This is a genomic window from Aegicerativicinus sediminis (assembly GCF_015476115.1).
Taxonomy (GTDB): Bacteria; Bacteroidota; Bacteroidia; order Flavobacteriales; family Flavobacteriaceae; genus Aegicerativicinus; species Aegicerativicinus sediminis.
On the sequence record NZ_CP064295.1, the window covers coordinates 647,653 to 672,754 of the forward strand.

Here is a 25,102-nt window from a genome sequence, read left to right on the forward strand (position 1 = left end):
ATTAAAAGTGGAATCCAAAGGCTCCGGTTACACCAAATTTTCTTGCTCCAGGGACTTCTCTATAATTGCCTCTAAAATTAAAATCTATTCGGAATACCTTGAAAATATTTCCAACACCAAAGCCATATTCATAATAAATCTTCTCAGTTGGGGCAATATATATTAAGCCGGAAGCATTTAAGGCTTTATTTTCTTCCGAAATATCGCCCCATGCACCCCTTAGACTAATAATTTCCCTTAAATTCATTTTACGCAATAGCGGTATTCTTGAAAACAATCTTCCATTAAAATTGTGCTCTAAGTGAAGTGAGGCATACGTATCCGTTACAAATTCATAAAAGTCTAATTGCGAAAATGTTTTATATATAGAAAAGTAAGACTGATTTCCAGGGATAACGCTTAATAAACCAAGTGGAACCTCACCGAACGTTTTACCGACTTCTAAGGAAGATGTTAATCGGCCAAAGCCTCCAACCTGAAATGGCTGAATATAAAGAAATTGCAATTTAGTATAATTGAAATTGCTATTAAACCAAGCCCTAGAGCCAACACTCAATTGGGTAAAAATACGAGCGTAATCGTAGTTGGCTTCATACCTTTCAACTCCAAATCCACTCATTTTACGTTTTGGATAAAAACCTAAAGTCAACACATTTTCATATTGCTTCACTTTTGAAGAAATTCCAGTGGGTGAATCTTCATCATAATAATCTAAACTAAACGTTTCAGAAGCAGACTCTAGAGTGCGATAATTGCCAGAAAACCTAATAACAAAATTTTTGACGGGTTCTATTTCTGCCGAAAAAGTAGAGATATTAATACTTGTCAATTTATCATTTACTCCTGTATTAAACACTGTTGATGACGCTAAATCACGTCCTAAAACATCGCTAGACATTGTAAGGCTGGCACCTATCTGTTCAACATCTCTTCTATTCCCACCGGATATAATTATTCTATTCTTTTTGTCTATTAACCATTTCCCAGAAATTCCATACTTAAATTTGTTATCCCTAAAACCGTAGGCAACAAAACCTTCGACCCGCCATAAGTCATTAGACGTAAAATAAGTTCTTCCTCCGGTACGCAACCGCAGACCTTCAACCTCGTTGTACCCAAAGGTTGAGAATATGGGTCCGTAATCGAAATTCCATGCATGTATTTCGGCATAACCCGAAGCTAAGGTTGCTCCAATATTGTAAAGTCTTTTAAATTTCTTCACCGTTTGGAGCGTGTCGAGCATTTGATATATTCCCTGTTCGTCTTTATTTAAACTCTCAAGTCGATTATTTTGCCAGAACTCATCATCTCTGTTATAAACGTCAATATCATAGTTGTAGACTTCCTCATCATAAAAATTGGAATCCTTCTTAAGATCAAATTGATAGTTATTATATAAGGTGGTGCGCTTGCCATAAATACCACGTGCCTTTTCCTTTTTCGAAAAGGCGAAATCAGACATAAAATAGTCCCTTTTCAAAAGGAAGAGCGAATCATTAAGAACTTCGAATTCCTGTTCGATATAAATTTCTTTCACCCAATTGATGTTGGCACTTTTAGATGCCTGCATATTAATCTCTTTTATGGCAAAAGTGGAATCGTTCACCCAAAAATCCCCCTTAAAGGTCAGCTCATTTTTACGTCTTGGATAGTATATAATATTATAGCACCACTTATTATCTATAAAAGCACTGTCTGATAACACGTAGTTATAAGTATTGATGCCGGTACGAGACAAAGGACTTACAAAACTCTTATCGAAAAACTTTAAATAATTATCGTACACATCATAATCTGAATATAGCTCATCAACAAAATCGATGATAATTTGATTATTGCTGAAACCTGAATTTTTATTGCCCAAGACATCTTCCTTTTCTTTATTCAGCTCATTATTTCCATAAACCTTGCTTACGGCTTCGTTAATAAAAACTGGTAAATAGGTTTTTCCGGTTACTCGCGAAGTATCTACTTGATTAAAGACAAATTCCATGCCTTTAAAAAGTTTGCTATTTATTATGGAACTATCAATGGTATTTAAATCGAATTCAACCTTTTCATACTTGTCATATTGATATTGATTGAATTGACGAACACCATTCTTTCGCTTGCGTTCCCAAATTTTCCTTAGTATATCAATGGCCGGATTATTTTTCTTAGGCTGTTTTCCTGAAACAATAGTTACCTGACCAAGGCTTTCGGTTTCTTCTTCCAAAATAAGACGCATTTCATAATTCACCTTATTTTTCAATGGAACCATCAAGGTTTTATAGCCTAGAAATGATACAACCAAAGTATCCCATGTTGACTCAGATTGAAGATAAAACAGCCCATTTTCATTTGTAGTGGTACCTTCAGTTGACCCCTTAAAAATCACATTAGCATAAGCTACCGGTTCATTACCGGCATCAAAAACTTCACCACTAACCTTACTTTGGCAAAAACCAATTGCTGTGATAAAAATAATGACTATAAGAGGTAATGTTTGTTTCATAATAAAAAACTTCACCAACTAATGCTGGTGAAGTTTATATAACGTTTTTGAATGTAAATTATTTATAAAGTACTTTCTTCACTGCTTTTATAACATCATCGCTATTAGGCAACCATTCTTTTAAAAGCACAGGTGAATATGGTGCAGGAGTATCAGCAGTATTCAATTTTACAACTGGCGCATCTAAATAATCAAACGCTTCAGATTGTACAATATAAGTGATTTCGGTGGCAACATTTCCAAAAGGCCAAGCCTCTTCTAATACTACTAATCGATTAGTTTTCTTAACAGATTTAAGCACCGCCTCTTTATCTAATGGTCTAACAGTTCTTAAATCGATAATTTCGCAGGATATTCCTTCTTTCTCTAATTCATCGGCCGCCTTATATGCCTCCTTAATGATTTTACCAAAAGATACAATAGTAACGTCTGTGCCTTCCCGCTTGATATCAGCAACACCTAGTGGAATAGTGTATTCCCCTTCCGGAACCTCTCCTTTATCACCATACATTTGCTCACTTTCCATAAAAATAACCGGATCATCATCTCTAATTGCAGATTTAAGCAATCCTTTAGCATCATATGGATTGGATGGCACAACTACCTTTAATCCTGGAGTATTGGCAAACCAACTTTCAAAAGCTTGTGAGTGCGTTGCAGCTAGCTGACCAGCAGAAGCTGTTGGTCCTCTAAATACAATCGGACATTTAAACTGCCCACCCGACATTTGCCTAATTTTGGCAGCATTATTAATAATTTGGTCAATACCAACCAATGAAAAGTTAAACGTCATATATTCAACAATCGGTCTATTACCTGTCATTGTAGAACCTATTGCAATACCTGCAAATCCTAACTCAGCAATAGGGGTATCGATTACACGTTTCGGGCCAAATTCATCAAGCATTCCTTTAGAAGCTTTATAGGCTCCATTATACTCTGCAACTTCTTCACCCATTAAATAAATACTTTCATCTCGGCGCATCTCCTCGCTCATGGCCTCTGCAATTGCCTCCCTAAACTGAATTGTTTTCATTTAGCTAAACGGTCTTTAAATTTCGAGGAACAAAAATAGGAATAAATCATAAGAATTTCATCAAAATTAGGAGCATTAAAATGCACTTATCGTATGTGAACGGGAGAACTAAAGGTTTCAATTATACCAATATTTCCAAAAAATCATTCTTCCATATTCAAATTGTTCTTACGCACCACAAATTTTTGAATTAAATTTAAATTATTCTTAATTTTTTAAAATAAAATTCAATTATTTATTGAAATCTGTAAAAATTTAAAAATATTTCATAATTTTACTATGCACGCATAGTAAAAATTCAGAATAAAATAATTACCTTCGTAAACGAAAAATTAGATTCACTAATAACTTAATAATTCGCAATGAAAATATTGGTCTGTATCAGTCATGTGCCTGATACCACTTCTAAAATAAATTTCACAAACGACAATACCGAATTTGACAAGAATGGAGTACAATTTGTCATAAATCCAAATGATGAATTCGGCCTCACTCGGGCAATGTGGTTCAAGGAAAAACAAGGGGCCAGTGTTGACGTTATTAATGTTGGTGGTGCGGAAACAGAACCCACCTTACGTAAAGCATTAGCAATAGGTGCTGATGCCGCAATTAGAATCAATACTAATCCAAAGGACGGCCACCAAGTGGCTATAGAATTGGCAAATGTTGTTAAGGAAAATGGCTATGATTTAGTTATTGCTGGAAGAGAATCTATTGATTATAACGGTGGAATGGTACCAGGAATGCTAGCGGAAATTCTTGGAGCCAATTTTGTAGCTAATTGCATAGGCCTTGAGGTTGAAGGTGACAAAGCTACAGCCGTAAGAGAAATGGATGGCGGAAAAGAAACGGTTGAAACAAGTTTACCTTTAGTTATTGGTGGCCAGAAAGGATTGGTTGAAGAAAAGGACTTAAAAATCCCAAACATGAGAGGAATCATGATGGCTCGCCAAAAACCATTAAATGTTGTGGAACCTTCTAACCCTGAAATTTTTACAGATTCCGTAAAATTTGAAAAACCTGAACCAAAAGGAGAAATCACTCTTGTTGATGCAGATAATGTGGGTCGTTTGGTTGAATTGCTCCACAATGAGGCTAAGGTTATTTAATCATTATTAAAAAAGAATTTCATGTCAGTTTTAGTATATACAGAATCAGATAAAGGAACATTTAAGAAAATTGCATTAGAGACAGCATCCTATGCTAAAACTGTTGCAGACCAATTGGGAACTACTGTAACAGCAGTAACTATTAATGCAGATGACACTTCAGTTTTGAAAAATTATGGGGTAAACAAGGTATTGAAAGTTAGTAATAAGGATTTAGACACCTTTAACGCACAAAGGTATGCAGACGTAATTACACAAGCCTGTAATAAAGAAGGCACTAAAGTGGTAATTCTTAGCTCTAGTGCAGACTCTAAATACCTTGCCCCTATTTTATCTGTAAAGCTTAATGCAGGTTATGCCTCTAACGTAGTGGACGCTCCTTCATCTTTAGAACCATTTACAGTTAAGCGCACTGCATTTACTAACAAAGCTTTTAATTTTTCTAAAATTGAAAGTGATGTAAAAATCGTAGGTGTCTCAAAAAATTCATATGGTCTTTATGAAAATTCAGTGGAATTAACTGAAGAAGATTTTTCTCCTTCAATTCCGGAAAGCGGTGTTCATCAAAAATCTATCAACAAGTCTAGCGATAAAGTGAGTATTGCAGATGCAGAAATTGTGGTTTCTGGAGGTCGTGGCTTGAAAGGTCCCGAAAATTGGGGAATGATTGAGGAATTGGCCGAAGTTTTGGGAGCCGCCACTGCTTGCTCTAAACCGGTTTCGGATTTAGGATGGCGCCCACATAGTGAACACGTGGGCCAAACTGGCAAACCAGTCGCTTCCAACCTATATATCGCCATTGGTATTTCTGGTGCAATCCAGCATTTGGCTGGTATTAATGCATCAAAGGTAAAAGTTGTTATTAACAATGACCCAGAAGCTCCTTTCTTTAAAGCAGCAGACTATGGAATTGTTGGGGATGCCTTTGAAGTAGTCCCAAAACTCATTGAAAAATTGAAGGAATTTAAAGCACAAAACGCTTAAATTTTTTATCTTGTAGTAACAGCTAACTGTTCATATAAGCGATTAAATTTCCCAACTTACACATGTAGTTTGGTTATCTCCTAATTTAAACAGTTATTTGTGGTTTCAATTATGAGTTTAGTACGCTTAAACATAAAGGGCATTTCTTATAGTCAGACACAAAATGGTGCTTATGCACTCATACTCAACGAGGTGGATGGCGAAAGAAAACTTCCGATTGTTATTGGTGCTTTTGAGGCTCAATCTATAGCCATTGCCTTAGAAAAGGAAATACGCCCACCACGTCCGCTGACACACGACTTATTTAAAAATTTTGCTGATCGCTTTGAAATTGTGGTTAAACAGGTTATTATCCACAAATTGGTAGACGGTGTATTTTATTCAAGTTTGATTTGCGAACGTGACAAAATTGAGGAGATAATTGATGCACGCACCAGTGACGCAATTGCTTTGGCATTACGATTTAATGCACCCATATTTACATACAAGAACATCTTAGACAAGGCGGGAATATACTTAAAAGTTAACCCTAAGAAAGATGAGGAGCAGGAAGACAGCATATTGGTAGATGAAACATTGGCCGAAGAAGTAGAGGCGAATCTTTCGGAGAACTACAAAACAAAAACCTTGGACGAACTTAATGCCTTGTTAGATGAGGCCGTAGCTCAAGAGGATTATGAAGCTGCTGCAAAAATTAGGGATGAAATTTCCAAGCGATAATTCCAAAAAATGAATATCTTAACCGATGTAACATTTTGTAACAACTTAATGAATCATTGGCGACCATACCTTAAATTAATCCTACTCTAACCTATATGAAGAAATTTTGGCTAGCCTTTGGAGCTATTTTCTTTTTAACGTTCCTTTCATTTTCACAGTCCATTCAGAAAACCTGGATTTTCCAGTCGGTAACAGACAAATCAGAGGACACAATTTTTAAAATAAATCCAGAAAATGATTTCCTTGAATTTAAAGACGGAACTTTTAATTACACCCTATTAAATCAAGACAGCCTATCAGCCAAAGGCACTTATATCCTTCAAAATAACTTATTAGAACTTCGGTATTCACAACCAATAGACACCACAATTCAATACAGGATAAGGGCATTAACAGATTCCACTTTGGTCTATTCAGAAAGCGACATTACATATTCTTTGCGGAATAAATTGGAAATAGATGATGCCATGATAGCAATAGCGAAACCTTTAAATAATGTAATTATACCAAGTGATGGGTTTTCATTTCAAAGTTTATTAAGAGGCGTCCTAGGAATGCTCGTACTCTTGGTAATTTCTTATTTACTGAGTGTTAATCGCAAGGGTATTAATTGGAAAACGGTCGGTTTAGGCCTTGGTGCCCAACTTCTTTTAGCTTTTGGAGTTCTAAAAGTGCCATTCGTTCAAACTTTCTTTGAAGTTATAGGTAAAATGTTCGTGAAAATTCTTGATTTTACCCAGGCGGGTAGCGAGTTTTTATTGGGAGGAATGATGGATGTTGAAAGTTTCGGTTTCATTTTTCTATTCCAGATATTACCAACAATAATATTTTTCTCCGCCCTTACTTCTCTCTTATTTTATTTAGGAATCATTCAGATTGTGGTAAAAGGCCTAGCCTGGGTATTAACCAAATTGATGGGGATTTCTGGTCCTGAGAGCTTAAGTGTTGCCGGCAATATCTTTTTGGGGCAAACAGAAGCTCCTTTAATGATTAAAGCATATTTAGAGAAAATGTCTCGTTCTGAAATATTGCTGGTAATGATTGGAGGAATGGCTACAGTCGCTGGTGGCGTTTTAGCCGCTTATATTGGATTCTTGGGAGGAGAGGATGCTGCATTAAAAATATTTTATGCCAAGCATTTACTTACCGCCTCCGTTATGGCGGCTCCAGGAGCCATAGTGATATCAAAAATTCTTTATCCACAGACTGAAAAAATAGATACTGAAATTTCTGTTTCACAAGAAAATATAGGCTCCAATGTACTTGATGCTATTGCAAATGGAACTACTGAAGGCTTAAAATTGGCAGCAAATGTTGGTGCAATGCTTTTGGTTTTTATCGCCTTTATAGCAATGATAAATTTTGGTTTTAATAAAATCGGATCTTTTACCGGTATTAATACCTGGATTACTTCGCACACTCCTTATTCAGAACTTTCTTTAGAATTCATACTTGGCTACATTTTTGCTCCAGTAATGTGGCTTATAGGTGTAGCCAAGGAAGATATGGCTTTAATGGGGCAATTGTTGGGCGTAAAATTGGCTGCGAGTGAATTTGTGGGGTACATTCAATTGGCGGAACTTAAAAACGTCTCTAATGGAGTACATTTAAAATTTGAAAAGTCTATTATCATGGCCACCTATATGCTTTGTGGATTTGCAAATTTCGCATCCATTGGTATACAAATTGGCGGTATCGGCTCCCTAGCCCCAGGTCAGCGCAAAACTCTTTCCGAATTTGGACTAAAAGCCTTAATTGGAGGAACCGTTGCTTCATTATTATCCGCGACTATTGCGGGAATGATAATTGGCTAAGCAGTTAATAACTTTTAATATTAATTAAAGCATCCATCTTTAATAATTAACCTCTTTTTTTATTTTTAAAATCTGAAAAAAGCAAGTTCTGCTTAACCTGGGATTTTAACCAAATTTCTTTTAATGCAACAATATTTAGACCTGGTAAAACATGTGTTGGAGCATGGCCATGAAAAAAGTGATAGAACCGGTACAGGAACCAAAAGTATTTTTGGCTACCAAATGCGATTCGATCTTTCGGAAGGTTTTCCTATGGTGACTACCAAGAAATTACATTTAAAATCTATCATTTATGAATTATTGTGGTTTTTAAAAGGAGATACCAATATTCAATATCTAACGGAAAATGGGGTAAGAATTTGGAATGAATGGGCTGATGAAAATGGAGATTTAGGACCAGTATATGGCCACCAATGGCGAAATTGGAATAGTGACGAGATTGACCAAATAAAGGAGGTTATCGAAACTTTAAAATCAAATCCAGATAGTCGGCGCATGTTGGTCTCGGCGTGGAACCCATCAGTATTGCCAGATACTTCTATCTCATTTTCAGAAAATGTAGCCAATGGTAAAGCTGCACTTCCACCTTGTCACGCATTTTTCCAGTTCTATGTTGCAGACGGAAAATTATCCTGTCAATTATATCAACGTAGTGCGGATATTTTTTTAGGCGTGCCCTTTAATATTGCATCATATGCACTGTTAACTTTGATGATGGCGCAGGTTTGCGGTTATGAAGCAGGAGATTTTGTGCACACCTTTGGAGACGCACATATTTATAGTAACCATTATGAGCAGTTAGAATTACAGCTAAGTAGAGATCCTAGGTCTTTGCCAAAAATGATCCTTAACCCTGATATAAAAGATATTTTCGATTTTACTTTTGAGGATTTCACTCTCGTTGATTACAACCCTCATCCTCATATTAAAGGAGCCGTTGCGGTATAAAAAAGGCTGCTAAAAGGCAGCCCATAAAATTTTCAATAAATCCTAAAAGGTAGAATTATACTTTAAGCACGCTGTTTTCTGCAGCAGCAAAATCATTCCAAGCGTAAGCGTCAGCCTCAGCTTCATTGATATATGCTCCATCAACCAAATATCTAAATTCATAGTCAGCGTCTTTCTCAACATCAATGGTACCTTTAAAATTACCATTTTTTAGCTTTTTTAAGCTTCCAGCCTTCGCATCCCAACCGTTAAATGACCCAACTACTGAAACTTCAGAAGCTTCATCAGCTGGAACGGTGAATGTTACTTTACAAATCGGTTTACTTTTCAAATACTGCTTAGTGATAGCCATAAGAATTATTGTTTGTTACACGGGTCAAAAGTATAAAAGAAAACCAAGGGTACAAGCGATAAACAATTTTGTATCAAATAATTATGAATTTCGTAAAATACGACCAACTATTCTTTATACTTACAAAAAAATTACACCTTATTTTGAAGGGTTTACATGCCTTTCTTGTAGTTTATAAGCCTAGTTTTTGGAGAGAAAAATAACTATATCGTTTTCGTAAATACCGCAATTATGACCCGTTGCAAACAATATGCTAATACATAAAAAACGTATTTTTACCATAAATATTTAAGAACATGTTTGCGAAAAAAAAGGAGGTTCCAAAAATTGACAAAGAGCAATTAGAACTCATTAAAAATGCCGAAAGAAGAATTAAACAGAAAAGAGGTCTTTATATTCATTTTGTCATCTTCCTTATTGGAGCTGTTTTTTTAATTGTTGCCAATGTCGGGCTAGATATTGGCAAGGATTATAAGATTTTAGGTGTCGATTGGTTTGTATATGCCATCTTAATTTGGTTATTTCTATTTGTGTACCATTTTATAAATGTTTTCATCACCCACAAATTCATGGGGAAGGATTGGGAGGAACAGCAATTGGAGCGATTAGTAGCCAAACAAAAGGACCGACTTGAACAATTACGAAAAAAAGTTGAGTCAGAGTATCCGGTTTACAGTCAAGAGGAAAACGTCAAACCAACACCCAAGTTTCGAAATAAAAAACAAAATGTTACAATTATTGCTGCTGCAGGTGAGGACAATAGCATAGGTAAAGACAATGAATTGGTATGGCATTTAAAGGATGACCTACAAAGATTTAAAGCATTAACCTCAGGCCACCATATAATAATGGGCAGAAAGACTTTTGAAACATTTCCCAAGCCATTACCAAACCGCACGCATGTTGTAATTACTCGTCAAGAGAATTATAAAATTCCAGATGGTGTTGTTGTTGTAAGCAATCTTCATGACGCCTTGGATGTAGCAATTAATGACAATCAACCCTTTATAATTGGAGGAGGAGAAATATACAGGCAATCTTTGGATGTTGCCGATAGTATTGAATTAACGCGAGTGCATTCAACATTTGAGGCAGATACCTATTTCCCTGAAATTGATTCCCTTCAATGGCATGAAGTTGCAAGGAAATTTCACGAGGCTGATGAAGACAATCAATTTCCTTTCTCGTTTATAACATATAGAAAAGTGGAATAAACAATATCCATGAAAAGTGAAAAAGAGAAAATGTTGGCCGGCGAGTATTACAATCCCTTTGATGGAGAATTACAGAAAGAGCGTTACAAAGCAAAACTTCTTTTTCAAAAAATAAATAGCCTCAACGAGGATCACTTAAAGGAGAGAAAAATTCTGTTCAAAGAACTTGTTGTAAACGCAGGGAAAAACTATTGGATCGAACCGCCTTTTTATTGTGATTATGGGTACAATATTACACTTGGCAATAATGTCTTCATTAATTATAATTGCTGTATCCTAGATGTCTGTGAAGTAACTATTGGTGACAATTGCATGTTGGCTCCAAGCGTTCAAATTTATACTGCAACACATCCTCTTGAGGCACAGGCAAGAAACTCTGGAGTTGAATTTGGCAAGGCCGTCACTATTGGAAACAATGTTTGGATTGGTGGTAATGCCACCATTTGCCCAGGAGTAACAATTGGTGATAATGCAGTAATTGCCGCGGGTGCAGTTGTGGTGAAAAATGTCGAGGCAAATACATTAGTTGGTGGAAATCCAGCTAAATTTATTAAACACATTGAAAACTAGAATGGTTAAAAGCAAACATAGCTTTATTTAAATATTTCTATTTTTGCACACATTTAATTTAAAAAGGATGACAGCATATATTTTTCCAGGCCAAGGCTCCCAATTCAGTGGAATGGGACGTGAACTTTATGAAACTTCAGATATCGCAAAAGACTATTTCAACCAAGCCAATGATATTTTAGGGTTCAATATCCTAGATATTATGTTCGAGGGCTCTGCTGAAGACCTGAAGGAGACTAAGGTAACCCAACCTGCAATCTTTATTCATTCGGTTGCATTGGCAATGGCCATGGGAAAAGAATTTTCTCCGAATATGGTAGCAGGCCATTCATTGGGAGAATTTTCAGCATTGGTTGCCAACGAAGTGTTGAATTATGATGACGGATTACGTTTAGTTGCTAAACGTGCATTAGCTATGCAGGCTGCATGCGAAAAGCAACCTGGTACTATGGCGGCAGTCTTAGGCTTAGAAAATGCTGTTGTTGAAGATGTATGTGGTAAAATCAATGGAATTGTAGTTCCTGCAAATTACAACTGTCCTGGACAATTAGTCATTTCTGGAGAGCTTAGTGCGGTTGAAAAAGCTTGTGAAGCAATGAAAGAGGCTGGAGCTAGAAGAGCGTTAATCCTGCCTGTAGGAGGTGCCTTCCACTCTCCACTTATGGAACCCGCCCGAGAAGAATTGGCAAAAGCAATTGAACAAACAGTTTTCGGAAAACCAGTTTGTCCAATTTATCAAAATGTACCAGCAGATGCTGTTACAAATGCGGACACTATAAAAAGTAATTTAATTTCTCAACTTACCGCTCCGGTTAAATGGACTCAATCTGTAGAACAAATGGCAAAGGATGGTGCAAGCCACTTTGTAGAAGTTGGCCCAGGAAAGGTACTTCAAGGATTGGTGAAAAAAATCAATTCTGAAGCTAGCGTAGATTCGGCGCAACTTTAATTAAAATCATAATTATCAGATGTCTAGAACTTGGAAGATTGCAATAATCATTATCGCAAATATTGCGCTGGATCAAATTTCAAAAGTCATTGTAAGATCAAAAATAGACTACCGAGAGGTAATTGAACTTATAGGTGAAAAATTTATACTTACCAATGTTGAAAATACGGGTGCCTTTTTGGGAATGGGCAGTGATATGAATCCCACACTGAAGTTAATTTTTCTTTTGATTTTGCCTGTGGTGGTCCTTGGGATGGTACTGTATTACATTCTGAAAAATAAACATTTAGACCGTCTAAGCTTGGTGGCGTTCTGTTGTATAATCGGCGGAGGAATTGCCAATGTTTATGATCGAATAATGTATGGCTCTGTAACAGATTTTCTGCATATAGATTTGGGAGGGGTCTTTAGAACGGGAATATTCAATGTTGCAGATATGTCTGTAACATTTGGCATGATCATACTAGTCTATGCTAGTTTAACCCAACAGAAAAACGTCAAAAAAATTAATACTATTTCAGAATCAGAAGATTAGCTTGCCAAATTACAAGCCTCACAATCTTTTACTTCTCCATAATAAGTTTCCCGATAAGAATGTAATGTCTTATAAGGGATAGAAAGAATTGCCTTTTGAATGTAAGTTACTTTGGTTTGAAACGAACCCATTTTTTTGGAATATCGCCCCTCAGATTTGGTTTGTCTTTTTATTGAAATCAATTTCATAATGCCTCTACTTTGCAACAAAGTAAGGTATCATCACTACCAATATGAAATTGACAACGTTAAATCAATGTTAACCTTTTTTCAGTTTAAGGATATGACAAGCGTACCTAAGAATTGTTAGAAATATTTCGATGTAAAGCCGATAATGTTAGAAAACCCTTAATCTATTTTTCTAACATATTTTTCCCAATTCCAAGCAGATCGCATGGCATCCTCCAAAGTCAACTGCGATTTCCATCCTAAAATCTCATTGCTTTTGGTTGTATCGGCATAGGCCATTATTACATCTCCTTCCCTTCGAGGGGCTATTCGATAATTCACCTTTAAACCATTGGCATTTTCAAAAGCTTGTATTACTTCCAAAACAGAAGATCCTTTACCGGTACCCACATTAAATACCTCATAGTTTTGGTCAGTCTTCCCATTCATTAATCGCTCCAATGCCACCACATGTGCCTTAGCTAAATCTACAACATGAATATAATCGCGGATACAAGTACCGTCTGGTGTTGGGTAATCATCACCAAAAACTGATAACTCACCCCTGATCCCAGCCACCGATTGGGTAATAAATGGCACTAGATTTTGAGGTACTCCTATTGGTAATTCTCCAATTAACGCACTTTCGTGAGCTCCAATAGGATTAAAATAACGAAGGGAAATAACATTAAGATCTTCATAGACCTTACATGTGTCTCGTAGAATTTCCTCTCCAATTTGTTTTGTATTACCATAGGGAGATTCTGCTGGTTTAACCGGAGATTCTTCCTTAATAGGCATTTCGTCTGCTTGCCCATATACCGTACAGGATGAACTAAAGATCAGATTTTGACGATTTAACTTAGTAGTTTGCTGTAGAATGTAAACTAAAGTCGTTAAGTTGTTTTCATAATAAAGCAAAGGTTTTTGCACGCTTTCGCCCACAGCTTTACTGGCGGCAAAATGTATTATCCCATCCAAATTATTGTGCCTACTAAAAAAATCTTCAACCCTGGGTTTTTCCCTTAAATCAATTTTCTCAAATTCAGGTAAAATTTCAGTTATCTTATGAATCCCTTGTAAAACATCCAAGGAGGAGTTGGATAGATCGTCGATTATAACAACTTCATGTCCCGCATTGATTAACTCAACAACAGTATGAGACCCAATAAAACCTAGTCCACCGGTTACTAATACTTTCATCGTTTAGTTATCTAGAAATTCCTTCACCGCATCAGCAATGTAAGTTATCATCTCATTTGTAAGTTCTGTATGCATCGGCAATGAAATAACCTCTTCACATAGTTGATTAGTAACTCTAAAATCCTCTTCATTATAACGATCATCCGTATATGCTTTCTGTTTGTGAAGGGGAATCGGATAGTAAACACCACAAGGAATTCCTTTTTCATTTAAATGCTTCACCAATCCATTTCTATCTCCATCAATTATTCTAAGAGTATACTGATGAAATACATGACAATCGCAAGTGTCGCATATACCTTCACATTCATCTTTGCCAGAAGGAACGATCAAGTTGGGATGGTGCTTCAAGGCTTTAGTATATTCTCTTGCAGAATTGCGCCTTGCCTTATTATAATTGTCTAAATGTTTTAGTTTAATATCTAAAATTGCTGCCTGTACAGAATCTAGCCGAGAATTAACCCCAACAACATCATGGTGGTATCTCTCATACATTCCATGGTTTACAATACCTCTTAATGTATATGCCAATTCATCATTATTCGTGAAAATGGCTCCCCCATCTCCATAACACCCTAAGTTTTTAGAAGGAAAAAATGAGGTGCATCCTAAATCACCAATAGTACCTGCTTTCGCTATTCTTCCATCAGAAAATTTATAATTGGCACCTATTGCTTGCGCGTTGTCTTCGATGACATACAATTTATGATTTTTAGCTATTTCCATGATGGCTTCCATATTGGCACAAAGACCAAATAGATGCACAGGAACTATTGCCTTTGTTTTCGGTGTAATAGCCTTAACAATCGCCTCCAAATCAATATTAAAATTAATAGGATCTACATCAACCAATACTGGGGTTAAACCCAACAATGCAATAACCTCCACTGTTGCGGCAAAAGTAAAATCGGCAGTTATCACCTCATCACCAGGTTTTAAACCTAAACCCATCATTGCAATTTGTAGAGCATCTGTACCATTTGCACAGGGGATAACGTGTTTCACCCCTAAGTAAGACTCTAAATTCTTCTGAAAGGATATAACTTTTGGTCCATTTATAAAGGCTGTAGAATTGAAAACTTCATCAACTGCATTGTCTACCTCCTCTTTAATTTTTAGATATTGACCCTTTAGGTCAACCATTTGTATAGTGTTCATTTAATCATGAAATAATCTTGCGAGACAAGGATTTTTGAGTACAGCGAAATTACAAAAACTAGTATTGGCGACCAATGAAATATCTTAAAGAACCCTATTTTTGCTTTAAAATAATTTATGGGGCTATTTTACAATTTTGGCGTAGCAGTTTTTGGGAAATTCATAAAATTTGGAAGTCGTTTCAGTCCGAAATTGAAAAAAGGTGTTATTGGAAGACAAGACACATGGGGAATTCTTGAAACAACCTTAAACGATAGACAAAAAATTTGGTTTCATTGTGCTTCCTTAGGAGAATATGAACAAGGCTTACCAGTTTTTCAAGAAATAAAAAAGGAATTCCCCAACCATCAAATCATCTTAACTTTTTTCTCTCCCAGCGGTTATGAGATTAGGAAAAATAGTGCAATAGCGGACATTGTCTGCTATTTACCAATCGACTCAAAAGAAAATGCAATTAAATTTTTGGAATTGGTTCAACCAAAGTTAAGCATATTTGTTAAGTATGATATATGGCCAAATTACATCTTTGAACTAAAGAAGAGAGGAGGAACGTTATTACTTATCTCCGCCAATTTTAGAAAATCTCATTCCTATTTCAAATGGTATGGTAAACTTTTGTTGAAAAGCTTAAAACAATTTGATCATATTTTTGTCCAAAACGAATCATCCAAACTACTGTTAAAGAAACATGGATTAACAAATGTTTCAGTTAGTGGAGATACTCGTTTTGATAGAGTTTCTCAACAATTAGATAACGATAACAGCATTCCCTTTCTAGACGAATTTGTAGGCAACAATCTTAGTGTTATCTGTGGTAGCACTTGGCCTGCAGATGAAGAAATGATAATTGATTTTATAAATAAGGAATACATCAAAGATTTACGATGGATTATAGCCCCACATGAAGTTGATGAGGATCATATTAGCAAAATTCAAAACCAAATTATAAAACCAACAATATTATTATCTAAAAGCAATAACGGTCTCGAGGAGAATTCAGAGGTTTGTATAATAGATTCAATAGGACAGTTGAGTAAGGCATATAATTATGGTGATATAGCCTATGTTGGCGGCGGAATGGGAACAAAAGGGTTGCACAACATTTTGGAACCAAGTGTATTTGGTATCCCGGTTATCATAGGTAAAAATTTTGAAAATTTCCCAGAGGCAATAGAAATGACTGAAACTGCGGGTGTTATATCAATTTCTAATTTGTTAGAATTCAAACTCCAACTACATGATTTGTTGGATAATGAAGACCGACGAGACCAGTTAGGACAGCTTAATCGGTCATTTATAGAAAAAAATCGAGGTGCTGTAATCCAAATAATGGACTTTATACGTAAATAGTTTCGACAATGCGATTTTAGGTAATATTTCGGGTAATTATATTTTTTAAAAATCTCGAATTAAATTATACTTTCGCAACTTATAATTAACACTAAAACTATTAAAATGAAAAAATTCTTTTTAAGTACCGCTTTTATTATGGCATTGGCAGTATCTGTTACTTCTTGTAGAGAAACAAAAGCTGATGATGTTGATGATGCTATTGAAAACGCAGGTGACGCAATGGAAAATGCTGCAGAAGAAACTGGTGATGCAGTTGAAGGAGCGTTCGAAAAAACTGGCGAAGCTATTGACAACGCAGTTGAAGAAACAAAAGAAGCTGGTGAAGCTGTAGAAGATGCTGTTGACAGCGTTGACGATTCAGTTGACGACGGTAACTAATTGAAAAATTTTCAACTTAAAATAGAAAAGGCTCGAATGATATTCGAGCCTTTTTGATTTATGACAGTTTTGTTACTTTGCTTCTTTCCTAAGGACCTTTAATGGAGAACTAACAACTACTTCCCTACTATTAAGCATACCTATGAACCATACAAGAGCCGTAATTCCCGGAAACAAAACCAAAAATGGGAATATCGATGGTAGAAACGGCTCCTCAAACATCCACCAAGCCATTAATTGGCTACCAAACAGGGAAAGAATTATTCCGGTCAAAGTCCCAATAGCACCTAATAAAATATATTCAAGAGATAAAATTTTAATAATTTGCTCGCTCTTAGCACCAATTGTTCTCAACAATACACTTTCCTTCAAACGCTGGTACTTACTTGTACGCACTGCACCAATTAAGACAATAATTCCTGTAATTATACTAAAGAAGGCCATAAAATTGATAATCCATGAAATCTTTGCCAATAAATCTTCAATCACAGACAAAACTTGACGAAGATCTAGGATAGATATATTCGGGAAATCTCTAACAAGTTCATTTTGAATTTTAGCCGATTCCTGTGCATTGGGGACTTTGGTGGTAATAACCCCAAACTGGGGGGCTTTCTCCAAAACACCAGCAGGAAATAGCACCGTAAAATTTGGCTGAAGCCGACTCCAATCAACTAGCCTGACACTATTCACCTCCGTTTCCATAAGTTTCCCCTGCACATTAAAAACTATGTGGTCACCAACATCTACTTGAGCATCTGCCGCAAAATTGTCACTCACTGAAATTGGTACAATTCCATCTCCAGAAAAACGTGAAACCCAAATTCCCTTTTGGAGACTTTCTGATTCAATTAAACTATCTCTGTAAGTTGCCCGAAATTCATGATTGAGGATCCAACGATTTATTGTTGCAGTTGTATCTTTTTTTATATCCTCTACAAATTTGCCTTTTAAACTTTGAATCCGCATTGTAACAATAGGAATTCCATCCAAAACCTTTAGGCCGGCACCCTTCAATTTGTCATTTACAGCCAACATCTGGTCCGACTGTACATCTAATAGAATCATATTCGGACTATTTTTTTGCCCATCAATGGATGCTTGAGCCAAAAGCATATCCTTTGTAAAATATAGAGTGCTGATTAAGAAAGTGCCAATTCCTATTGCCAAAATCAATATTATGGTTTGATTTTGTGGCCTGTAAAGGTTCATAAGGCTTTGACGAGTTTCAAAACTCCATGTTTTAGGAAAAAATCTCTTAACCAGATACATCACCAAATTAGCCATCAAAACAAGTAAGGCAAAAGCAACGATTACACCTACCACAAAAATGAGAGCATATTTCCAATTCCCAATCAACCAGCGGGCAAATGCGATAATAAATATTAATATTCCAAAGATTACAAAATAAAGAGGTGTTTTTAATGTTTCTCTTTCTTCATTCTGGATTCTAATGACCTGCAAGGGAGAAACCTGATAGGTTTTAATTAGTGGATATAAGGCAAACAGTAAGGACATTGTAACCCCTAGTGTCAACCCTAACAATACAGTTTTAAAGGAATAAACCAATTGTATGTCAACGGGAATTAAATCACCGAGAATAATTGGGAAAAGTGGTTGCATCCCTAAACCTATTAAGGTTCCAGCCACCCCACCTATGAGACCCATTGCGGATATTTGAAGCAAATAAATTAAAAATGCCTGTTTTCTAGTTGCACCTAGGCATTTTAATATTGCAACAGATTTAAGTTTCTCCTTTATATAAATGTAGATTGAGCTTGCTATACCGACACAACCCAGCAGCAATGCAATAAACCCCACAAGATTTAAAAACTTACCGAAGTTTTCATAACGCCTTCCCAACCGTCGACTGGTTGAACTATGAGTATCTATATCCCCATCAAGTTTTCGTAACTTAGGATTAAGCCTTGATTCAAAAGCCTCTAAATCTAAATTATTATCTGACTTATAGTAATAGTTATAATCGACTCTACTTCCCTGTTGCACCAAACCCGATGGTTCTATTATATCTTTTGGAACCACAACTGGGGGCGCAATGGAACTGAATAAATTGCTACTACCTGGAATTGATTTTAAGGCGCCACCAATAGGCAATTTTTGGGATCCTAACTTAATAGTATCACCAATTTTCAGATTTAGCTGAATCATTACTGTGGCATCTACCAAAGCTTGTCTCTTTTCTCGATAGCTATCAGCAGCACTAATGGGTTCTGTAACCAAATCCCCGTAGAAAGGAAACCCTCCTTCTATACCCCTCACCTGCACAAACTTAGAGGTCTCTTGAGGTAAAAACAATGCCATCGAAGGGAAACTCATTTCAGATGCCTGTGGTTGTAATGAATCCACTATCTTCAAAAGCTCATCAGATGGGGGTTTATTGGTGTCAATAATATAATCGGCACCCATTAAAGACTTAGATTGAAGCCCAATATTCTCTCTTAAGGTGATTCCAAAGGATTGAATTGCAACTACTGCAGCAATTCCCAATACAATTGAAGCCATAAACAAAACCAGTTTAGATCTACTAGCCTTTCCATCTCTCCATGCCATCCTTAATAACCAACCCCAATTAAGTTTTCTTTTCATGAAAATTGGCTTATGCATTTATGGTATCAGAAACAATACAACCGCCCTTTAACCGAAGAATGGTTTGGGTTTTGGCTGCCAATTCCAAATCATGGGTAACTATAACCAAGGTCGTTCCTGCTTCTTTATTTAATTGAAATAAGAGCTTTTCAACTGTATCACCTGTTTCGGCATCTAAATTTCCAGTCGGTTCATCAGCAAACAAAATTTCTGGACTATTTGAAAATGCCCTGGCCAATGCTACACGCTGCTGCTCACCTCCAGATAGCTGGGAGGGATAATGATCCATTCGGTCAGATAGACCAACTTTAGAAAGCAATTCGCTTGCCTTTTCGGTTGCCATTTTATTTCCCCTTAATTCTAAAGGAACTGCCACATTTTCTAATGCCGTGAGAGTTGGTAACAACTGAAAATCCTGAAAAACAAAGCCAACCTTTTCATTCCGCAATTCTGCTCTTTGATCTTCATTGAGTGTTTCAAGCGAAATACCGTCAATTTTAATTGAACCTTTATCCGCACTATCTAAACCCGCACATAGACCCAATAAAGTTGTTTTTCCACTTCCCGACGGACCAACAATTGAAAATGTTTCTCCTTTAGAGACACTAAAATTAATATCTTTTAGAACCGTCAATTCTTTTTCACCACTCGTAAACGTTCTACTTAGGTTAGTTACCTCTAAAATTGCTGACATTGTTTTACCTTTATTGGAATTAAAAATTTAAAATACATAAATGAGTTTTAACACCCATACCCTACCTAAATTCGTCCTGTTAATCTTTTGTTATATTTTGATTTTCGCAACAAGTTGCAAAGATAAACAGGAAAATACGCTTGAAAAAACTTCGACAGACTTAACAGAAAAAGAGGCTCCCACCTCAAATGCTACCATCTTGTTTTTTGGGAATAGTCTTACTGCAGGTTTGGGCCTCGACCCTGATGATGCATTCCCAGCATTGATTCAGAATAAAATTGATTCTTTAAGTCTTGATTATATAGTGGTGAACGCAGGCTTAAGTGGAGATACCACTGCTAGTGGCAAAAATCGTCTAGAATGGGCGTTGAATGATGGTGTTGAAATAATGATTTTAGAATTAGGCGCGAATGATGGCCTTAGAGGTATTCCTCTTGATGAAACTGAAGCCAATCTTCAAGAAATGATTAATATGGCAAAAACTTCCAATCAAGACATTAAAATAATACTCGCTGGAATGCAAATTCCTCCAAATATGGGTCCAGAATACACTGAACAGTTTAAAAATATTTACCCAAAATTGGCAGAAAAAAATTCGATTCCACTTATTCCATTCCTTTTGCAGGATGTAGCTGGGATACCAGAATTAAATCAAAATGACGGAATTCATCCAACTGAGGAAGGACAAAAAATTGTAGCAAATAATGTTTGGGAGGTTCTTAAAACAGAATTAAGCCAATAGTCAAGATAAAAAATTATGACCACGAAAGATTTACCTTATTTACCGGAATATTTTGACAGGTATATCAATCTTGTTAATAAGGAAAAGGATTTGATTTCCATTTTTGAAGAAACAAAGTTAGATTTTGAAAACCACAGAAATTGGCTAGAAAACCATTCCGATTTTCGTTATCAACCCGAAAAATGGACTCCAAGAGATATTCTTCAACATCTTATTGACAATGAAAGAATACAATCGTATAGGGCCTTAGTTTTTAGTAGAAATGACCATGCAGTATTACCTGGTTATGACGAAAATTTGTATGCGGACAACACAAGTGCTAATATGCGTTCAATAACAGATTTGCTTGAAGAATTTACATATGTTCGAAATTCAACCATTAAACTATTTTCAAGTTTCTCAAAAGACCAATTACTTAAGGAAGGAATTTGTTTTGAACTAAAAATTACCGTTTTAGCCCTCGGATTTCAAATTGTGGGGCATCAAATTCATCATTTAAAAGTTTTGCAAGAACGGTATATGACCAATTTATAGATTGGCCATCTTAACAATACCCATTTCTAGGCCTCTCAATTCTGCCAATCCTTTTAACCTCCCAATAGCTGAATACCCTGGATAAAAAGGTTTGTTTTGATCATCGAATAATTCATGCCCGTGGTCTGGTCTCATAGGCAATGGCAGACGCTTGCTTTTTTGCTGATAATCATGGAACGTTTTAACTAGTGAGAACATATCTGCATCACCTTCCAAATGTTTTGCCTCAAAAAATATTGAATCTGTGAAATGTTGTACAGATCTTAAATGGACGAAATGAATTCTTGGGTAAAAAGCTTCAATAATATCAACAAGATTGTTCGACTTGGACGCTCCCAAACTACCACTGCAAAAAGTAAGTCCGTTTGATTTACTCGGCACCGAATTAAATAAATATTGGAGATCCTCCATTGAACTTACTACCCTTGGTAAACCAAGAACAGACCATGGTGGATCATCTGGATGGATTGCCATATTTACACCTAGGCTTTCTGCATAGGGGACGACTTCCTTAAGGAAGGAAATCAAATTTTCCCTTAATCGATGTCGTGAAATATTACTATAGTCAGATAAACCTTGTTTTAGCTTATCGAGTGTAAAACTATGTTGGTCACCAGGCAATGCCATCAGCAAACTAGATTTTATTGAATCTAGTTCTTCCTTAGAAATTTCTTTGTAACGCTGCTTGGCGGCATCAACTTTATCGGAAGGATAATCCTTTTCCGCCTTATCTCTTTCTAGAATAAATAAATCAAATATGATAAGGTCTATAAGATTGTAACACAAAGCAACACTGCCATCGGAGAGCTTATATCTTACATTTGTACGCAACCAATCCAGAACCGGCATGAAATTATAGCAAACGGTTTTAACTCCGCATTCAGCCAAGTTTTTTAAGCTCTTTTTGTAGTTCTCTATATATAAAACCTTATCCTCGCGTCCTTGTTTTATATGTTCGTGTACAGGTAAACTTTCAACCACGTTCCAGTGTAATGGAAAATGTAATTTTTGATTACTATCTTCTAAAAGTGCAATGCGCTTTTTTATTTCATCAACTGTCCAAATCTCTCCCACTGGTATATGATGTAAAGCGGTAACAATTCCGGATGCACCGGACTGTTTTATCATTTCTAGGCTCACCGGATCATGAGGTCCATACCACCTCCAACTCTGCTCGAAAACTCCAGTTGCATTAGTTTTGCTCATTTCCTCAATTGATTAGTTTATAATAACGAAATTAGAGGTTTTTTGTAAGATATAATTATAAAAAATCGCTTCGTTTAGGATTAAACACGTCAATTAACATCCCTGATTCCAAACATTTAGCTCCATGGACCAAATTTGGATCAACAAAAAAGGCATCACCTTCAGATAAAATCTGGGGGTTGCCATCAATTGTAATTTCAAATCTCCCTTTTGCAACGTAAGTGCTTTGAGAATGTATGTGGTGATGCAAACTACCAACCGCCCCAGTTTCAAATTCAACCTTCACCATCATCAAGTCATTATTATAACCCGTAATTTGCCGCCTAATACCGTCTCCCAAATCCTCCCAAGTTTCCTCCTTTTCTATAAAATACATTTAAATAATCTTCTAAATTAATTTCAATATTTCTTTTCCCATTCAGGATAATCAACTTCTAGTAATTTTGTTGCATAACCATCAACATAGCTATAACCAACACGCCTCTCCCGCTCAATTTTATTAAGACTGTCTTTAACAATGCCATCTCTTCCAACGAACATGATCTTATTTGTTTGAATATCATTAAACCGACCCCACAACGGCCCTCCATTAACATCTTTAACCATTACCCGATCTACTATTTTCTCAGTGGTATTATCCCTTATCCAATCTACCCTATAACCCATTACTTTAGCTTCCTGAAACCACTTAACTCCTGATCTTATGGCATTTTTAACCGCTTCTGTCGGTTTCTCTATTTTCATAAGATATTCTAGAATTTCAACACTCTCTTTACCGCTTAAAGATGGCAATTCATAGGAACGGGCTTTTGCCGGCTCTAAGGTTGAAACATCATGCTGCGCGCACCAAATTGTCAACTTTCCATTTACCTTAACTTGAGTGGCTAATATTATTTCCAAACCTTTGTTAATAGCCTCCTGCGCTTTTTCTACTCTTGCATTGTCCACGAAATCATAAGGACCATTTCTTTTCGCTACATCTCTCAGTAAATTCATCACGCCTATCATAGCATCGTCATTATAAGTTATATGCTCATAATATCCCTTAATTATAGGATAAAATTGAGGCCAACCTCCATTTGGATATTGGGCTTTTAGCAAATAATCTAAACCCACAATGAATGATTCCTTAAAGCGCTCTAATTTAGTTACGGAAAAAAGTTTAGCTAAATAGCGGAGTTGAGTATGTGTGGCTCCATTGTCGATAGTAGTCCCCTCTAATTGGTTCTTTTCAGCCAATAATTGCTTTTTTTTATTTTCGTAGAGCTCCGCTGCCATATCAATATTCTTATTCCAACCACCATTATCCTTTTGGAACAAAAGCAGATTGTCCCCGATTCGCACTGCCTCCGGTCCTGCAAACCACTCATCATTATTTTGTATAACGCTTGGCCAATGTACTTTTATGTCATTTTGAATTCCGAAGCAATAATTGACGAATAAAATTAAAGACCCTAAGGCGAGAGAAAGTTTCATAATATTTTTTTCTCTAATACCTCTTGTTTAATGTAAGGTGTTAATAATAATTTTTGACGGGCAATTTCTTGCAGAGCCAGACTAGCCACTAAATTGGCACCTAATTTCGATAAATGCGTGTTATCTTCCACTCCATCTGGTTTATAAGAATTTTCACTAGGTTCTATATGAAGATGTAATTTTTTGGATTTTTCAGGTCCAAACTTTAATTCTAATTGTTCGGTTAACCATTGTAGATCTATAAATGGCACATTCATCTCCTTAGCAACCATTCTAGCTACCAATGGGTAATTGTCGTGAGTATCAACCAAAACTCCATACTCATTAAAATTTCTGCGAACAATAGAACTGAATAATATTGGGATCGCAAATTTGGCTCTTGTCTCATTAACATAGCGCTCCAAATTATGCCAATATTGGGTAAACGGATTTGTATAGCGAGTAGAATCCTTAAATTTTTGATCATTGTGTCCGAATTGTATAAATACAAAATCACCCGGTTTTAAAGAATTCAAAACCTCCTGCCATTTACCCTCATCAATAAAACTTTTTGTGCTTCTCCCATTAACCGCCTTATTAATAATCGTAATATTTTCCATAAGGTCGGGAAGCATTTGTCCCCATCCGTGTTCTGGATTCTGTTCAGGATCTTTTTTATCGGCCATTGTAGAATCTCCAATTAGATAAAGGGTTGGTGTATTCTGAGCCATGGATATCAACCCAAACAGAACAAAGCCAAGTATAAATAGATTTTTCATATTTAATAATTTAATTCAAAAACATCCTTATTATAACATACTAAGCATTTTGTTAATCCAAGAAATATTGGAAAAAAGTAGTGATTCATTCACTATTAAAA

At 36.1% G+C, this 25,102-nt stretch carries 25 protein-coding genes; 13 read left to right on the forward strand and 12 right to left on the reverse strand.

Annotated elements, in window-relative coordinates; genetic code table 11:
* Position 1 precedes the first annotated feature (1 nt).
* Positions 2 to 2,494, reverse strand: a complete 2,493-nt coding sequence (locus ISU00_RS02880) for a DUF5686 and carboxypeptidase-like regulatory domain-containing protein (protein ID WP_228852536.1) — start codon at positions 2,492 to 2,494, stop codon at positions 2 to 4.
* 58 nt (positions 2,495 to 2,552) lie between these two features.
* Positions 2,553 to 3,530 (reverse strand): pyruvate dehydrogenase complex E1 component subunit beta, encoded by a 978-nt coding sequence (locus ISU00_RS02885; protein WP_228852537.1) that lies wholly within the window; start codon positions 3,528 to 3,530, stop codon positions 2,553 to 2,555.
* 362 nt (positions 3,531 to 3,892) lie between these two features.
* Between ISU00_RS02885 and ISU00_RS02890 the strand changes: the two genes are divergently transcribed.
* The 5 genes from ISU00_RS02890 (at position 3,893) to ISU00_RS02910 (ending at position 9,105) form a co-directional block, all read left to right on the forward strand.
* Positions 3,893 to 4,639 (forward strand): electron transfer flavoprotein subunit beta/FixA family protein, encoded by a 747-nt coding sequence (locus ISU00_RS02890; RefSeq protein WP_228852538.1) that lies wholly within the window; start codon positions 3,893 to 3,895, stop codon positions 4,637 to 4,639.
* A 21-nt stretch (positions 4,640 to 4,660) separates the two neighbouring features.
* Positions 4,661 to 5,623, forward strand: a complete 963-nt coding sequence (locus ISU00_RS02895) for an electron transfer flavoprotein subunit alpha/FixB family protein (RefSeq protein ID WP_228852539.1) — start codon at positions 4,661 to 4,663, stop codon at positions 5,621 to 5,623.
* Positions 5,624 to 5,734: 111 nt separating this feature from the next.
* Positions 5,735 to 6,343, forward strand: a complete 609-nt coding sequence (locus tag ISU00_RS02900) for a bifunctional nuclease family protein (protein ID WP_228852540.1) — start codon at positions 5,735 to 5,737, stop codon at positions 6,341 to 6,343.
* A gap of 95 nt (positions 6,344 to 6,438) precedes the next feature.
* Positions 6,439 to 8,157 carry a nucleoside transporter C-terminal domain-containing protein gene (locus ISU00_RS02905; protein ID WP_228852541.1) on the forward strand — a complete coding sequence of 573 codons (1,719 nt, stop codon included), beginning with the start codon at positions 6,439 to 6,441 and terminating at the stop codon, positions 8,155 to 8,157.
* A gap of 123 nt (positions 8,158 to 8,280) precedes the next feature.
* Positions 8,281 to 9,105 (forward strand): thymidylate synthase, encoded by an 825-nt coding sequence (locus ISU00_RS02910; RefSeq protein ID WP_228852542.1) that lies wholly within the window; start codon positions 8,281 to 8,283, stop codon positions 9,103 to 9,105.
* Positions 9,106 to 9,160: 55 nt separating this feature from the next.
* Here ISU00_RS02910 and ISU00_RS02915 read toward each other — a convergent pair whose 3' ends face one another.
* Positions 9,161 to 9,457 (reverse strand): isoamylase early set domain-containing protein, encoded by a 297-nt coding sequence (locus ISU00_RS02915; RefSeq protein ID WP_228852543.1) that lies wholly within the window; start codon positions 9,455 to 9,457, stop codon positions 9,161 to 9,163.
* Positions 9,458 to 9,753: 296 nt separating this feature from the next.
* On the opposite strand from ISU00_RS02915, the gene ISU00_RS02920 reads away from it, so the two are divergent.
* The 4 genes from ISU00_RS02920 (at position 9,754) to lspA (ending at position 12,725) form a co-directional block, all read left to right on the forward strand.
* The gene (locus ISU00_RS02920; RefSeq protein ID WP_228852544.1) at positions 9,754 to 10,671 is read left to right on the forward strand and encodes a dihydrofolate reductase; all 918 of its coding nucleotides are present in this window, start codon (positions 9,754 to 9,756) and stop codon (positions 10,669 to 10,671) included.
* A 9-nt stretch (positions 10,672 to 10,680) separates the two neighbouring features.
* Complete coding sequence (locus tag ISU00_RS02925) at positions 10,681 to 11,241, forward strand: sugar O-acetyltransferase (protein WP_228852545.1); 561 nt, start codon at positions 10,681 to 10,683, stop codon at positions 11,239 to 11,241.
* Positions 11,242 to 11,308: 67 nt separating this feature from the next.
* Positions 11,309 to 12,190 (forward strand): ACP S-malonyltransferase, encoded by an 882-nt coding sequence (gene fabD / locus ISU00_RS02930; protein ID WP_228852546.1) that lies wholly within the window; start codon positions 11,309 to 11,311, stop codon positions 12,188 to 12,190.
* Between the two features lie 19 nt (positions 12,191 to 12,209).
* Positions 12,210 to 12,725, forward strand: a complete 516-nt coding sequence (gene lspA / locus ISU00_RS02935) for a signal peptidase II (protein ID WP_228852547.1) — start codon at positions 12,210 to 12,212, stop codon at positions 12,723 to 12,725.
* Here lspA and ISU00_RS02940 read toward each other — a convergent pair.
* The 3 genes from ISU00_RS02940 to ISU00_RS02950 form a co-directional block, all read right to left on the reverse strand.
* On the reverse strand, positions 12,722 to 12,913 hold the full coding sequence (locus tag ISU00_RS02940; RefSeq protein ID WP_228852548.1) for a hypothetical protein: 192 nt from the start codon (positions 12,911 to 12,913) through the stop codon (positions 12,722 to 12,724). The two genes, lspA and ISU00_RS02940, sit on opposite strands and share 4 nt — an antisense overlap.
* Positions 12,914 to 13,072: 159 nt before the next feature.
* A complete protein-coding gene (galE, locus tag ISU00_RS02945; protein WP_228852549.1) occupies positions 13,073 to 14,095 on the reverse strand; it encodes a UDP-glucose 4-epimerase GalE in 1,023 nt (340 codons plus the stop codon).
* A 3-nt stretch (positions 14,096 to 14,098) separates the two neighbouring features.
* Positions 14,099 to 15,253 (reverse strand): DegT/DnrJ/EryC1/StrS family aminotransferase, encoded by a 1,155-nt coding sequence (locus tag ISU00_RS02950; protein ID WP_228852550.1) that lies wholly within the window; start codon positions 15,251 to 15,253, stop codon positions 14,099 to 14,101.
* A 117-nt stretch (positions 15,254 to 15,370) separates the two neighbouring features.
* Between ISU00_RS02950 and ISU00_RS02955 the strand changes: the two genes are divergently transcribed.
* Both ISU00_RS02955 and ISU00_RS02960 read left to right on the forward strand, forming a co-directional pair.
* Complete coding sequence (locus tag ISU00_RS02955) at positions 15,371 to 16,603, forward strand: 3-deoxy-D-manno-octulosonic acid transferase (RefSeq protein WP_228852551.1); 1,233 nt, start codon at positions 15,371 to 15,373, stop codon at positions 16,601 to 16,603.
* Positions 16,604 to 16,708: 105 nt separating this feature from the next.
* Entirely contained in the window at positions 16,709 to 16,984 is a 276-nt protein-coding gene (locus ISU00_RS02960) for a hypothetical protein (protein WP_228852552.1), read from the forward strand.
* 72 nt (positions 16,985 to 17,056) lie between these two features.
* On the opposite strand, the gene ISU00_RS02965 is transcribed toward ISU00_RS02960, so the two are convergent.
* Together ISU00_RS02965 and ISU00_RS02970 are read right to left on the reverse strand one after the other, a co-directional pair.
* Complete coding sequence (locus ISU00_RS02965; RefSeq protein ID WP_228852553.1) at positions 17,057 to 19,591, reverse strand: ABC transporter permease; 2,535 nt, start codon at positions 19,589 to 19,591, stop codon at positions 17,057 to 17,059.
* A gap of 10 nt (positions 19,592 to 19,601) precedes the next feature.
* A complete protein-coding gene (locus ISU00_RS02970) occupies positions 19,602 to 20,285 on the reverse strand; it encodes an ABC transporter ATP-binding protein (RefSeq protein WP_228852554.1) in 684 nt (227 codons plus the stop codon).
* A 40-nt stretch (positions 20,286 to 20,325) separates the two neighbouring features.
* On the opposite strand from ISU00_RS02970, the gene ISU00_RS02975 reads away from it, so the two are divergent.
* Both ISU00_RS02975 and ISU00_RS02980 read left to right on the forward strand, forming a co-directional pair.
* Entirely contained in the window at positions 20,326 to 21,027 is a 702-nt protein-coding gene (locus ISU00_RS02975; RefSeq protein WP_228852555.1) for an arylesterase, read from the forward strand.
* Positions 21,028 to 21,042: 15 nt separating this feature from the next.
* Positions 21,043 to 21,561, forward strand: coding sequence for a DinB family protein (locus ISU00_RS02980; protein ID WP_228852556.1), 519 nt, complete (start codon positions 21,043 to 21,045; stop codon positions 21,559 to 21,561).
* Here the strand turns inward: ISU00_RS02980 and uxuA are convergent.
* Genes uxuA through ISU00_RS03000 form a run of 4 tightly spaced genes read right to left on the reverse strand, consistent with a single transcriptional unit; the run spans position 21,556 to position 25,001 of the window.
* Positions 21,556 to 22,767: a mannonate dehydratase gene (uxuA, locus tag ISU00_RS02985; protein WP_228852557.1), complete on the reverse strand. Its 1,212-nt coding sequence runs from the start codon at positions 22,765 to 22,767 to the stop codon at positions 21,556 to 21,558. The two genes, ISU00_RS02980 and uxuA, sit on opposite strands and share 6 nt — an antisense overlap.
* 55 nt (positions 22,768 to 22,822) lie before the next feature.
* On the reverse strand, positions 22,823 to 23,143 hold the full coding sequence (locus tag ISU00_RS02990) for a cupin domain-containing protein (RefSeq protein ID WP_228852558.1): 321 nt from the start codon (positions 23,141 to 23,143) through the stop codon (positions 22,823 to 22,825).
* A gap of 23 nt (positions 23,144 to 23,166) precedes the next feature.
* The gene (gene pelA / locus ISU00_RS02995) at positions 23,167 to 24,243 is read right to left on the reverse strand and encodes a pectate lyase (RefSeq protein ID WP_228852559.1); all 1,077 of its coding nucleotides are present in this window, start codon (positions 24,241 to 24,243) and stop codon (positions 23,167 to 23,169) included.
* On the reverse strand, positions 24,240 to 25,001 hold the full coding sequence (locus tag ISU00_RS03000) for a rhamnogalacturonan acetylesterase (protein ID WP_228852560.1): 762 nt from the start codon (positions 24,999 to 25,001) through the stop codon (positions 24,240 to 24,242). Before ISU00_RS03000 ends, pelA begins: the two co-directional genes overlap by 4 nt.
* Between the last annotated feature and the right edge of the window lie 101 nt (positions 25,002 to 25,102).